We start from the raw sequence: 12,507 nt of genomic DNA, 5'->3' as shown, positions 1-12,507 counted from the left end.
GCCCCGCACCTTTTCCATCTAAAGGTGCGGGGCCGCCGTCGTCCGTTAAGGAGTTTTTGTACAGATAATGGGGGTTTAAGGCCCCTCAAGTCGCGACAGCTGTACAAAAACTCCCCGGTGGGTGGGGCTAGGAGGCCAGCCAGATGTCCGGGCCGAAGACCTCGTAGTGGATCTTCGTGGCCGGGATGCCGGCGTTGATGGCCTCGTTGCGGATGTTCTTCATGAAGGGCAGCGGGCCGCACAGGTACAGCGACGCGTTGGCCGGGAGGTCCACCTCGCGCAGGGACATGAAACCGGACTTGGAGCCGGCTTCCGGCTGCTCGAGCCAGAGGTGCAGGTCGGCGCCTTCGAGCCGCTCGACGTCGTCGGTCATCTGGGAGCGCAGCGCCCAGCTGTCCAGGGTGCTTTCGGCGTGCAGGACCAGAACCTGGCGGTCCGAGCCGGATTCGGCGAGCGAGCGCAGGATGGACGCGGTGGGGGTGCAGCCGATGCCGGCCGAGGCGAGGACCACGGGGCCGTCGCCGTCCTTGAGCGTGATTTCGCCGTAGGGGTTGGAGATCTCAATGATGTCGCCGACCTCCACGCTGTTGTGCAGGACTGGGGAGACTTCGCCGCCGTCGTCCAGCTTGGTGGTGAAGCTGCGGCTGGTGCCGGCGTCGCCGGAGAGGGAGTACTGGCGGACCTGGCGCAGACCGTCCGGCACGGTGACCTTCACGCTGATGTACTGGCCGGGTAGTGCTTCGGTGACGGGGGTGTCATCCGCCGGTTCCAGCGTGAAGGTCATGGAGCCCGTGCCGGCGGCGGTCTTGGCGGCGACCTTCCACGGGGTCCACATCTTGCCGTTGGCCTGGGCGGCGTAGAGGCCCTTTTCGAGCTTGATCAGGGCATCTGCCATAAGCCAGTAGACCTCGGTCCAGGCTTCGGCGATCTCGGGGGTGATGACCTCGGCCAGATCCTCGGCGATGGCGGCGAAGAGGTGCTCGTAGACCACCTGGTACTGCGGCTCGGTGATGCCCAGGGAGGCGTGGCGGTGGGCGATGCGGGCCAGTACCGTCTCCGGCAGGGTGCCCGGGTTGTTCACCAGGTGGGAGGCGAAAGCGGCGATGCTTCCGGCGAGGGCCTGCTGCTGGTTTCCGTTGCGCTGGTTCGAGCGGCTGAACAGCCCGTCCAGGAGTTCCGGGTGCGCGGCGAAGAGCCGGGCGTAAAACTTGGGGGTGATTTCGCCGATTCGTGAACCGACCAGGGGAAGGGTGGCTTCGATGACGGGACGGGCTTTGTCCGAGAGCATTGACACTCCTGAGCTAGTGGTCCGGGGTCTTTGGCCGGACCGGAATCACAGATACTGGCATTTGAAATGCTGGTTTCTGCTGCTTCATTTCTACACCCTGTAGAAGTGTTTGCACAAATGCGTCGGAATGTCCGCGCGGGTGGGGGCGAGGTGTGCGAGGCCAGGCGCGGTCGCGGCGGCGGCGCCAGAAGGGCGTGGTGCCAGAGGGTCCCGTTACGGGGCAGGTCAGGCGCCTGGGCGGAGGCCGATCGCCGCAAACACGGGCGTCATCTGACGTGACGTGGGCAGATCCGCCACCACGACGTCGTCGAGCTCGCGGTAAAAAGCCTCACGTGCCCGGGTCAGGGCGCCGCGGAGCCTGCATTCATTGATGAGCGGGCAACTGCCGGCCGGGCCAATGCATTCGGCGGCGTCCTCGCGGGTATCCAATTGCCGCAGCACCTGACCGACTGTCACGCGGCGGCCGGCGGTGCTTAGCCGGGAGCCTCCGTTACGGCCGCGCTCCACGTCGATCAGCCCCAGCATGCGCAGTTTCGCGACAGCCTTGCTGACGTGGTTGTAGGGGGTCCCGACGGCGTCCGCGACGTTCTGGGTGGTGAGCAAACCGCCTTCGGGTGCCGCAGCGAGCACCATCAGGGCGCGCAGGCTGACGTCCGCGAAGGCGTTGATTTTCATGGTTCTAGCTTAATGGCCCCGTGCAAATCGTCATGTGGCCGGCCCTAGTCAGCCCAAATCACCGGTTCGTTGGTATCGGCCGCCACATCGCCGAACTCCCATTCGCCGTCGTTATTGGGCGGCGAGTAGGGCAGGACGGCTGCGAACACCGCGCCGTCCCGGTGTTCGGTGGCCACGTGGATGGCGTCCGAGTCCTCCTCCACGAGGGTGATATCACAGACAATCGCGGCGGCGCGGAACTCGTCCCGGTGCTGGCGCAGGAGTTCGGTGATGTCGCGGATCATCGCGTCGGCGTCGAATTCGGCGTCACCGCCTGTTTCGGGATCCCCGGGCGAGACAGCCACAAGGCGGACATCGCCGTCGTTCTCCACCACGAGGGCGAACGGCAGGAAGCCGCCGCTGCGCTCGAGCTGCTCCTGGGCGGCCGCCAGGCCGGTGCCCATGAGGTTTTCCAGGTCGGTGGCCGTGGCGTCCGGGACGGACGAACGCCACGATGACTGCGCCGGGGACGAATCAGGCGATTCCACGGGACGTCCTAGCTGCGGACCAGGGCCAGTACACGGTCACGGACGCGCTCCATGGTGGCACGGTCCGTGGCCTCGGCGTTCAGCCGCAGGTACGGTTCGGTGTTGGAGGGGCGCAGGTTGAACCAGAAACTGCCGTCCGCTGCGGTGAAGGTGCTGCCGTCCAGGTGGTCCACTTCGACGTCCTCGGTCTCGAAGTCGGCCCGGACACGCTCCACAGCGCCGGCCTTGTCCTCGATTTCGGAGTTGATTTCGCCGGAGGAAACGTACGGTTCGTACTCCCGGCCGAGCTCCGAGAGCGGGCCGTCCTGTTCGCCGAGGGCGGCCAGCACGTGCATGGCGGCCAGCATTCCGGTGTCAGCGTTCCAGAAGTCACGGAAGTAGAAGTGCGCGGAGTGCTCCCCGCCGAAGATCGCGCCTTCCTCTGCCATGACAGCCTTGATGAAGGAGTGGCCCACCCTGGTGCGCACGGCACGTCCGCCGTCTTCAGTGACGAGTTCCGGCACGGCGCGCGAGGTCAGGAGGTTGTGGATGATGGTCGGCTGGGCCTCGCCCTGCGCCTTCGCGCGGGCGATTTCGCGGCGGGCCACCATGCCCGTAATGGCCGACGGCGACAGGGCGTTGCCCTTTTCGTCGATGACAAAGCAGCGGTCGGCGTCGCCGTCAAACGCCAGGCCGATGTCCGCGCCGTGTTCGACGACGGCGGCCTGCAGGTCGCGCAGGTTTTCCGGCTCGAGGGGGTTGGCAGGATGGTTCGGGAAAGAGCCGTCGAGTTCGAAATAGAGCGGGACGATATCGAAGGGCAGCTTGGGCAGCAGGGTATCGCCCAGGACAGCCGGCGTGGTCAGGCCGGCCATGCCGTTGCCGGCGTCCACCACGACCTTGAGGGGCCGGGAGGCGGACAGGTCAACCAGCGTGCGCAGGTACTCGGCGTAGTCCTTCAGGACGTCGCGGACGCCGATCTGGCCCTGCGTTTCGGCGGCCGGGATGGATCCGGTGTTCAGGTACTGCTCGGCGAGTGCCTGGATCTCCTTCAGGCCCGTCTCGGAGGAGATGGGGACGGCGCCGGCCTTGGCCATCTTGATGCCGTTGTATTCGGCGGGGTTGTGGCTCGCGGTGAACGTGGCGCCCGCGGCGTTCAGGGCTCCGCACGCGTAGTAGAGCTCGTCCGTGGAGATCAGGTCCAGCAGCTGCACGTTGGCTCCGCGGGTGGCAGCGCCGCTGGCGAATGCCTTGCTGAACTCGGGGGAGGAGGGGCGCATGTCACCTCCGACCAGGACCGTCTGGCCCTCCAGGCCAAGCACGTCAACGAACGCTGCGCCTACGGCTTCGACGATTTCAGCGGTGATGGATTCGCCCACGATGCCGCGGACGTCATACGCCTTGAAGGAGGCCGAAAGGTCATAAGTACGGGTCTGGTCGCTAGTCACGGCACTTATCTTACGGGCAAGCATGCGGCGGCCTGTGGAGGGCGAGTCACAGAAGGGCGCGCCGGCCGTTCTCCACATGGCCGGGGCCGGGGTTTGGTGTGTCAGAGGCGGCTGGGATACTGAATCAATGGCAAATAACCAGCATGCTCCGGTCCTTTCCTCTGCCCCCGGCCCCTCCGGCACCGGCAGCGAACCGGGAACAGCCACTGGTACCCGTAGCCAGGCCCTGTCGGTGCTGCGCGAACTGGTCGGCCGGGCGGATGCAGACTTCCACGACGGCCAGTTTGAGGCCATCGAGGCTCTCGTCGACAGCGGGCGCAGGACGCTCGTGGTGCAGCGGACCGGCTGGGGAAAGTCCGCCGTCTATTTCGTGTCGTCCCTGCTGCTCCGGCGGCGCGGGGCCGGGCCCACGCTGATCGTTTCGCCGCTGCTGGCCCTGATGCGCGACCAGGTCGCTGCTGCAGCCCGGGCAGGTGTCCGGGCCGTGGCCATCAACTCCGCCAACCAGCTGGAGTGGGACACCGTGCGGGAGCAGCTTGCCGCCGATCAGGTGGATGTTCTGCTGGTGTCCCCTGAGCGGCTGACCAACCCCTCCTTCCGCGAGAACCAGCTGCCCGAACTCATCCGGCGGACGGGGCTGCTGGTAATCGACGAGGCCCACTGCATCTCTGACTGGGGCCACGACTTCCGGCCCGATTACCGCCGCATCGCGGACCTCATCACGCAGCTGCCTGACACCGTGCCCGTACTGGCCACCACAGCCACGGCCAACTCCCGCGTGGTCCACGACATCGAGGAGCAGCTGGGCGCCGGCGTGCTGACCATCCGCGGCGCGCTGGGCCGGGAATCGCTCCGGTTGGGCGTCCTGGCCCTGCCGGACTCGCGCGAGCGTCTCGGCTGGCTGCTGACGCACCTTGGAGACCTTCAGGGCAGCGGAATCATCTACACCCTGACGGTTTCCGCCGCCGAGGACACCGCCCGGCTTCTTGCGGAGGCCGGGCATGAGGTGCTGGCCTACACCGGCCGCACCGATCCCGCGGACCGCGAGCGGGCGGAGCAGCTCCTGAAAGACAACCAGGTCAAGGCGCTCGTGGCCACGTCCGCGCTGGGCATGGGCTTCGACAAGCCGGACCTTGGGTTCGTGGTGCACCTCGGCGCCCCGTCGTCCCCGGTGGCCTACTACCAGCAGGTGGGGAGGGCCGGCCGTGGCGCCGCCAACGCGGACGTCCTGCTCCTGCCAGGGTCCGAAGACCGTGAAATCTGGCAGTACTTTGCCACAGCCTCCATGCCCTCCGAGGAAAAGGCCACGGCCGTGCTCACCGCGCTGGCCGAAGCCGGCTCGGCCGTGTCCACCGTGGCCCTTGAAGCCCGGGTGGACCTGCGCCGGACGCCCCTGGAACTCCTGCTGAAGGTCCTCGCCGTTGACGGTGCCGTGGAACGGGTCGGCGGCGGCTGGCGGTCCACCGGCATGCCGTGGACGTACGACGCCGAGCGGTACCGCCGCATCGCTGAGGCCCGGGTGGACGAGCAGGATTCCATGGTCATCTACCAGGACACCTCCGGATGCCGGATGGAGTACATCACGTCCGTCCTGGATGACGAGACCGCTGCCGCCTGCGGCCGCTGCGACAACTGCGCCGGGCGGTGGTTCCCGGCAGACGTCGCCTCCGCAGCCACGGAGGCGGCCGGGCAGACCCTGAGCCGCGCCGGCATCGTGCTGGAGTCCCGGCTCCAGTGGCCCAGCGGGATGGACCGCCTCGGCGTGCCGGTAAAGGGCAAGATCAAACCAGACGAGAACACAGCGGACGGCCGGGTGCTCGCCAGGCTGACAGACCTGGGCTGGGGCGGCGCGCTGCGGGAGCTTTTCGCGGCCGGGGCTTCGGACCGGCCCGTCGATCCCGGCATGCTGCAGGCCTGTGTGCAGGTGCTGCGCGAATGGGGAGCCGGAGATTCCCGCCTTCCCGGCTGGAGCGGCGCGGGCAGGCCGGCGGCGATTGTCAGCATGCCTTCGCGCAGCAGGCCCGAACTCGTGGACTCCCTGGCGCGGGGAATCTCGCAAATCGGCAGGATCCCGTACCTCGGCCAGCTGCAGCTTGAACACGGCGGTCCCACCGGCAGCCGCGGGGGTAACAGCGCCTACCGCCTGGCCGGCGTGTGGGACCGGCTCGTGGTGGGGGAGGCGCTGGCTGCAGAGCTTGCCGGACTGGGCGGCGGCAGCGTGATGCTAATCGACGACCTCGTGGACAGCAGGTGGACAGTTACTGTCGCGGGCCGCGCCCTCAGGCGGGCGGGTGCGGGGGCGGTGCTTCCGCTGGCGCTGGCCCAGGCCGGCTGACCTCGGCCCCTGCGTTCCGGTGCAGGAGGAGGCTGTCTGCGGTGCTGAGCAGCATCAGCACCGCTATCGAGAGGAAGGCGCCGCGGTAGGCGGTTACGCCGGCGCCGTCCGGCCCGCCGGACAGGACGCCGCCCAGCCCGGACGAGAGCAGGGACTCCGACTCGAACAGGCGCAGCAGCAGGGCGCCCACTGCGATGCCGGCCCCCGTGGCCAGCTGAACTATCGTGGCCGAGACGGCGTTGGCGGACGTCAGCTGCCCCGGCAGGATGTCCGCGTACTGGACCGTGGCGTACGCGGAGAAGCCGATGGAACGGAACGCCCCGCTGCACACAAGCAGTGTGAACACCAGGGGTTCCGGCGTTTCGCGGGTCAGCAGGGCGCACAGGGCGAACGTGGCAGCCGAGGCCAGGGACGCGAACACCAGCACCGGCTTGAATCCGAATCGCCTGATGAGCGGCGTCGTGGCCGGTTTGATGCCGATGTTCCCGATGAACACGGCGGCCACCAGCACGCCGGCATGCAGGGGGCTCCAGCCGAAGCCGTTCTGGAACATCAGCGGCAACAGGAACGGCACGGCGCTGATGGTCAGGCGGTAAATAAAGCCGCCCGAATTGGTGGCCCGGAAGGTGCGCGTGCCGAACACCGTCAGGTCGAACAGCGGGTGGGCTGCGCGTCGCATCCAAAGAACCGCCGCGGCAAGCGCAAGAACGCCGGCCAGGATGCCCGGCCACGTCCAGGCGCCGCCGGGGTGGCCGCTGGCGAGTTCAAGGCCCGCCACCAGCGCGCCCACACCGGCCGTCGTAAGGGCAAGTCCCAGCCAGTCCAGCCGCCGGTTCCGGTCGCCGGCGACCGCCGGAACCAGGCGCAGCGCGGCCAGGAAAGCTGCGGCTCCGAGCGGCAGGTTGATCAGGAAAATCCAGTGCCAGGACAGGTAGGTGGTCAGGGCGCCGCCCACGAGCGGTGCCAGGACCGGAGCCAGCAGCCCCGGCCAGACCAGGTAAGCCGTGGCACGCAGCAGGTCGGATTTTGGCGTGCCGCGAAGGACCAGCAGCGTCCCCACCGGCACCATCATGGCCCCGCCCAGACCCTGCAGGACACGGCTGGCGGTCAGCACCGTGAGGTCCTGGCTGGCGGCGCACAGCAGTGACGCCACGGTAAAGACCGCGATGGCCAGGCAAAAGATTCGCCGGGCCCCGAGGCGTTCGGCCAGCCAGCCGCTCAGCGGGATGCCCATGGCCACTGTCATCAGGTAGGCGGTCATGGTGATGTTCACGCTGGCGGACGGCACGCCGAAGTCCGCGGCGATGCTGGGGATGGCGGTGGTCAGCACCGTCCCGTCCAGGAACTCCATGAAGAACGTGGCCGCCACCAGCAGGGCGAGCCTGGGGCTCCAGGCCGGGGTGGCGGGAAGTTTGTCCATACAATCATCCTGACACCGGGAAGCGGCTTATCGCTGTGGGTGTCCGGCACGCGGACGCCCCACCATGCGTGCGGACGGAACGGGCCCGGGAACGCAAAAGGCCCCGGTCCGAGGACCGGGGCCAAACGCGGAGACGGGGGGATTTGAACCCCCGGTCGAGTTTAACCCCGACCCTTCATTAGCAGTGAAGTCCATTCGGCCGCTCTGGCACGTCTCCAATTGCTATTACTAGCCCACCAAGGATACGCAGAACCGGGCAGTCAGTGCAAAACGGCCGGGACGGCCGGCCAAAAACGCGCCGCTCCCACGAAGCGGCGGGAGTTTTTGGACAGATACCGCGGGTTGGAGGCGCCTTAACCCGCGGTATCTGTACAAAAACTCAAGGGGAGCTGCTGTCAGGCCGTGCCTTCCGCCAGCGCCTTCCAGAGGAAATGCTGGCTGCGGCCCTGGAGCGCGGCGGCCTGCCGGTTGTCCGAGGCTCCCGCATGGCCGCCTTCCAGCGCTTCGTGGAACCACACGTTGGGGATGCCCATCGCCAGCATCCGCGCGGCCATCTTCCGGGCCTGCACAGGGCCCACCCTGTCGTCGGATGTTGCGGTCCAGATGAAGGTTTCCGGATACTCCACGCCGTCCTTCAGCTGGTGGTACGGCGAGAAGGTCTTCATGAATTCCCAGTGCTCGGGCAGGTCGGGGTCGCCGTACTCGGCTATCCACGAATGACCGGCCGAGAGCTTGGTGTACCGGCGCATGTCCAGCAGCGGCACCCCGCAGGACACGGCACCGAACAGCTCCGGGTACCGGGTCAGCATGTTGCCCACCAGCAGCCCGCCGTTGGAACCGCCGACGCATCCGAGCCGCTCCCGGCTGGTGACGCCCCGCGAGACCAGGTCACGCGCCACGGCGGCGAAGTCCTCGTACGCGCGGTGCCGGTTTTCCTGCAGCGCGGCCCGGTGCCACGAGGGGCCATACTCCCCGCCGCCGCGGATGTTGGCCACCACGTACACGCCGCCCCGGCTGTGCCCTGCCTGACCGCCATCGCCGGAAACCGGTACGGTTCGCCGCTCCAGCCACGCCCGTCCGATGGTGCCGCTGTACGCCGGTGTGCGCGAAACCTCGAAGCCGCCGTAGCCGGAGAGCTGCGTCGGGTTCTGCCCGTCCAGGACCAGGCCGCGCGCCGCCACCTGGAAGTACGGCACTTTCGTGCCGTCCGCTGAGACGGCAAAGTGCTGCTGCACCTCATAGTCCGCTTCGTTGAAGAACGACGGCGACGCCTTCACCACCGCATGGCTGCTCACCACGCCTGCCGCGGATGTCTCGCCGGAGTCCCCTTCCGGACCACGCTCGCCCGAACCGGGGCCAGCGGCCCGGGACAGCGTTCCGCGGGTCAGGGTGCCCGGCGTCGTGAAGCCGGTGGCCACCAGCCAGAAGTCATCCCCGGAGCCGCCGTCAGCCTCGTCCTCGTCATCCACGGCGAAGGCATTGACGTCGTGCAGCGGCGGGCAGGCATCCAGCGGGGACGACGACCAGGAATCGGCGGGATCCAGCACGCGGATTTCCGAGGACACGTCCTTCAGCAGGTTCAGCAGGAGGAAGTTCCGGGTCCAGCTCCAGGACTGCAGCGAGGTGTGGGCGTCCGGTGCGAAGAGCACGGTGAGCTCGCGCGAGCCGGCGAGGTAAGCCTGGAAATCGGCAGCGAGCAGGGACCCTGCAGCGTATGTGGTGCCGTCCACGGTCCAGTCGCGCTGCGGCCGGAACAGCAGCCATTCCCGGTGCACGCCGGTGTTCACGTCGGTGGGCACGTCCACCGGCACCCAACCGCCGTCCTGCAGCACTGATGTGCGGCGGTTGAAGAAGTCGATCCAGTCCACCGCGAACGTCCGTTCAAAACCGGGTGTGGAGTCGTGGGCCACGATCGCCATCATGTGGTCCTCGGGGATCTCGAAGATGCGCGGTGCATCAGCCAGGGCCTGGCCGCGGTGCAGCCGCACGGCGGTGCGGGCATAGGAGGAGGCCGTGCGGGGGAGCTCCCCGGCAGTGCTGGCGACCAGCAGCGTGTCCGCATCAAGCCACGAGACGTTGCCCTTCGCCGTCGGGAGGTCAAAACCTCCGTCAGCGGGCTCAACAAAAGCCCGGGTCTCGACGTCGAACTCCCGGTAGCGGTTGGCGTCGCCGCCGTCGGGGGAGAGCGCCACCATCGCGCGCCGGTACGGCTGGCCCGGTTCCGGCCGGAGCAGGTTCGCCCCGTGAAACACCCACTCCACACCGTCGGCGGCGGCGAGAGCATCCACATCCAGCAGGACCTCCCATTCCGGGGCGTCGGTGCGGTAGCTGTCCCAGCTGGTCCGGCGCCACAGGCCCTTCGGGTTCTCCCGGTCCTTCCAAAAGTTGTAGTACCACTCGCCATGCTTGCTCACCATGGCGATCTTGTCCGTGGAGTCCAGCACTTCAAGGATCTCGCCCTCCAGCCGGGCGTACTCGGCGTCTTCCAGGAGGTCCTCGGTGCGGGCATTCTGCTCGCGCACCCAGGCAAGCTGCTCCTCGCCGTAGATGTCCTCCAGCCAGATGTTCTCGTCGGTGGGCGCGGGCGCGGTCTCCGTTGGGGCGGTGCCGGACGCGGGGGCGGAATCAGCTGCGGTGGTGGTCATGCGCCCATCCAAACAACATCCCCGCTCAGCTAGCAAGTCACATGCCGATACTCTGGAAGGCGTGGTTATTTCGCAGAGCATCCGGACGGCGCTGATTGGTGCCGGCCCCAGGGGCACCAGTGTGCTGGAGCGGCTGCTCGCCAACTGGTCCGCCGCCGCCCCCGCCGGAGCCCGCCTGCACATCGACGTGATTGATCCGTTCCCCGCCGGTCCGGGGCATGTCTGGCAGCCCGGCCAGTCGCGGCTCTACCTGATGAACACCCAGTCGTTTTATCCCACCCTGGTTCCCGAGGACACGGGGCTGGCGGCGCCGGTGGCCGGCACCACCTTTGACCGCTGGCGCACGGCCCAGCAGCAGAACCCCCTTCCCGGGCTCTCGGACGAGGAGCGGGCTGAGCTCGCCGTGCTGGGGTCCGGGGACTTTCCCAGCCGCGCCATCTACGGCCGCTACCTGCGGTCCACGTTCGAGGAGCTGCTGGCCGTGCTGCCCGACGGCGTCACCGTCGAAGTGCACCGGGCGACGGCCACCGCTGCGCGCCGGCAGCCCGGCGGAAAGTTCGAGATCGAGCTGGACGCTGTCCAATCCGGTTCTGGCGAACCGGCCGCAGGCATGCCCGACGACGGCCGGAGACTCACCGTCGATTCGGTGGTCCTCGCGCTGGGCCACCTCGCGTCCCGCCTCAGCCCCGAACAGCGCGAGCTGCAGTCGGCCGCCACGCAGTTCGGCCTGCGCTACCTGCCGCCGGCGGTTCCGGCCGACGTCGACTGGGGCGTGGTCCCGGCGCAGGAGCCGGTCCTGGTCCGCGGGATGGGCCTGAACTTCTTCGACGTAATGGGCCAGCTCACGGAGGGCCGTGGCGGGAAGTTCGTGGAGTCCGGGGACGGGCTCGAATACCTGTCCTCGGGCCAGGAACCGTTCATCTTCGCGGCGTCCCGGCGGGGAACGCCGTACCGGTCCAAAGCCAACCTCGCCGGCTACTATCCGGAGTCGGTCACACTCCGCTACTTCACCGCGAAAGCCATTCGGAGGTTTGCCGCGGGCGGGATTGTCCCGGCCTTCGACCTCGACCTCTGGCCGCTGCTGCACCGGGACGCGCTCTGGACCTACTACACCACCCTGTTGCGCTCGCAGCCGGACGCGGTGACCGACCATGCCGCATTCCTCAAGGAGCTGGAGGAGGCACTGCACCCGCATGCCCACAGCACGGGCCGGTGGGAGGACGACTTCAATGCCGTCGTCGGCCGCCACGTCCATCCGGGCAGCCGGCTGGACCTGCGCGGCCTTGCCGCCCCACTGTCCGGGCGCAGCTTTGCCTCGCGCACCGAACTGGACGCCGCCGTCGTTGATTACCTCGACGACGACGCCCGCCGCTCCGCCCTGGGCGAGGACGACCCGGTCAAGATGGCCATTGGCGCGCTGCACCGTGGCCGTGCCGTGCTGAAAACCGTGGTGGCCGACGGCGGCATCACCGATGAGTCGTGGGTCGCCGGCCTGCGGGGCTGGTTTGAATCGCTGGTGGAGGGCCTTGCCAGCGGTCCGCCGGCGCTGCGCGCCGAGCAGCTGGCCGCTTTGGCGCGTGCCGGAATTGTCAGTTTCGTGGGACCGGACCCCAAGTTCGGCGTGGACCGCGGAAAGCGCGCCTTCACCGCCGCTTCCCCGTGGGTGCGGGGTGATGCCGCCGAGGCGCGCACCCTGGTGGAGGCGCTGGCCCCGGCCAACCGTGTGGCCCTCAACGAGTCGCCGCTGCTGGAACAGCTCCTCGCGGACGGAATCGTGCGGCCGCGGACCATGATGACCGTGGAAGGCACGCCCGTGCAGTCCTCCGGTCTCGACGTCCGTCCGCACCCGTACCGCCCGGTGGCAGCCAACGGAGAGGTCAACGAGCGGCTGTACGTCCTGGGCCTCCAGCTCTCGGCTACCCAGTGGGGAACGGCCATTGCCGCCGAGGCCGTCCAAAACGTCGGCCCCGTCTACCCGAGCGGGCAACGCACCCTGCGGGACGCCGACGAGATTGCCCGAGACATCCTCGGCCTGACGCCCAACGCTTCCTCACTTCCTGCCGCCTGACGCCGGACCCTTCCTCAGGTCCTGCCCCCTAATCCCGAACGCGTCCTCACCTCCTGCCGCCTGAGGCCTGCCGCTTCCTGGCTTCAGCAAAAAAGGATGCCGGCCGGCAGCCTCCCCGGGAA

8 protein-coding genes and 1 tRNA gene are annotated in these 12,507 nt (G+C 68.3%); 2 read left to right on the top strand and 7 right to left on the bottom strand.

What is annotated here, in order from left to right; all coding sequences use genetic code 11:
* Positions 1-127: 127 nt before the first annotated feature.
* The 4 genes from ACFUTU_RS20425 to ACFUTU_RS20410 all read right to left on the bottom strand — a co-directional run bounded on the left by ACFUTU_RS20425 (position 128) and on the right by ACFUTU_RS20410 (position 3,917).
* On the bottom strand, positions 128-1,288 hold the full coding sequence (locus tag ACFUTU_RS20425) for a globin domain-containing protein (protein WP_377967647.1): 1,161 nt from the start codon (positions 1,286-1,288) through the stop codon (positions 128-130).
* Positions 1,289-1,513: 225 nt separating this feature from the next.
* Complete coding sequence (locus ACFUTU_RS20420; RefSeq protein ID WP_377967645.1) at positions 1,514-1,963, bottom strand: RrF2 family transcriptional regulator; 450 nt, start codon at positions 1,961-1,963, stop codon at positions 1,514-1,516.
* 44 nt (positions 1,964-2,007) lie between these two features.
* On the bottom strand, positions 2,008-2,490 hold the full coding sequence (locus tag ACFUTU_RS20415) for a hypothetical protein (protein ID WP_377967643.1): 483 nt from the start codon (positions 2,488-2,490) through the stop codon (positions 2,008-2,010).
* A gap of 8 nt (positions 2,491-2,498) precedes the next feature.
* Entirely contained in the window at positions 2,499-3,917 is a 1,419-nt protein-coding gene (locus ACFUTU_RS20410; RefSeq protein WP_377967641.1) for a phosphomannomutase/phosphoglucomutase, read from the bottom strand.
* A 127-nt stretch (positions 3,918-4,044) separates the two neighbouring features.
* Between ACFUTU_RS20410 and ACFUTU_RS20405 the strand changes: the two genes are divergently transcribed.
* Complete coding sequence (locus ACFUTU_RS20405; RefSeq protein ID WP_377967639.1) at positions 4,045-6,252, top strand: RecQ family ATP-dependent DNA helicase; 2,208 nt, start codon at positions 4,045-4,047, stop codon at positions 6,250-6,252.
* Here the strand turns inward: ACFUTU_RS20405 and ACFUTU_RS20400 are convergent.
* The 3 genes from ACFUTU_RS20400 to ACFUTU_RS20390 all read right to left on the bottom strand — a co-directional run bounded on the left by ACFUTU_RS20400 (position 6,197) and on the right by ACFUTU_RS20390 (position 10,317).
* A complete protein-coding gene (locus ACFUTU_RS20400; RefSeq protein ID WP_377967637.1) occupies positions 6,197-7,672 on the bottom strand; it encodes an MFS transporter in 1,476 nt (491 codons plus the stop codon). The genes ACFUTU_RS20405 and ACFUTU_RS20400 overlap by 56 nt on opposite strands.
* A gap of 128 nt (positions 7,673-7,800) precedes the next feature.
* Positions 7,801-7,889 (bottom strand) — tRNA-Ser (locus ACFUTU_RS20395).
* A 178-nt stretch (positions 7,890-8,067) separates the two neighbouring features.
* A complete protein-coding gene (locus tag ACFUTU_RS20390; RefSeq protein ID WP_377967635.1) occupies positions 8,068-10,317 on the bottom strand; it encodes a prolyl oligopeptidase family protein in 2,250 nt (749 codons plus the stop codon).
* Between the two features lie 61 nt (positions 10,318-10,378).
* On the opposite strand from ACFUTU_RS20390, the gene ACFUTU_RS20385 reads away from it, so the two are divergent.
* Positions 10,379-12,385: an FAD/NAD(P)-binding protein gene (locus tag ACFUTU_RS20385; RefSeq protein WP_377967633.1), complete on the top strand. Its 2,007-nt coding sequence runs from the start codon at positions 10,379-10,381 to the stop codon at positions 12,383-12,385.
* Positions 12,386-12,507 lie beyond the last annotated feature (122 nt).

This window comes from Arthrobacter sp. NPDC057388 (assembly GCF_042668165.1).
GTDB lineage: Bacteria > Actinomycetota > Actinomycetes > Actinomycetales > Micrococcaceae > Arthrobacter.
Note: the sequence above shows the minus strand (reverse complement) of the source record. Positions and strands in the feature narration are given on the sequence as shown.